General features: G+C 27.8%; 1 protein-coding gene. It reads right to left on the bottom strand.

Annotation, left to right across the window (positions count from 1 at the left end):
* Positions 1–75: 75 nt before the first annotated feature.
* On the bottom strand, positions 76–313 hold a 238-nt coding region (locus X919_RS16850; RefSeq protein ID WP_036917284.1), incomplete at its 5' end, for a hypothetical protein.

The following is a 313-nucleotide window of genomic DNA, read 5'->3' as shown; positions in this document are numbered from 1 at the left end:
TTTTAGATAAACAATTGATTCTATGTCAAATTTTAAGACCTTCTATGTGTCAGAGAATTTGCCAGTTCTGAATATTTAATCAAAAATAATTTTTGTATCTATTCTTACTACACTATCATTCTCTATATAGTGTATAATTTTATTCCGTATGTCTTCCCTTCCTGCAGGAAGTTCCCTTTCTAATGATTTTAAATCAGCATAGAAAGTCGGTGGATTAAAAATTAACTCTCCTGTAATTTTTAGAGAGAGATTAACAACATTGTTACTATAATTTATAAGCATAGCCCCTCTTGAAATTATTGAATATGATATT

It is taken from the genome of Prevotella sp. HJM029 (genome assembly GCF_000599605.1).
In the GTDB taxonomy this organism is placed as follows: domain Bacteria; phylum Bacteroidota; class Bacteroidia; order Bacteroidales; family Bacteroidaceae; genus Prevotella.
The sequence above is the reverse complement of the archived record's forward strand: the minus strand, read 5'-3'. Positions and strand labels throughout refer to the sequence as shown.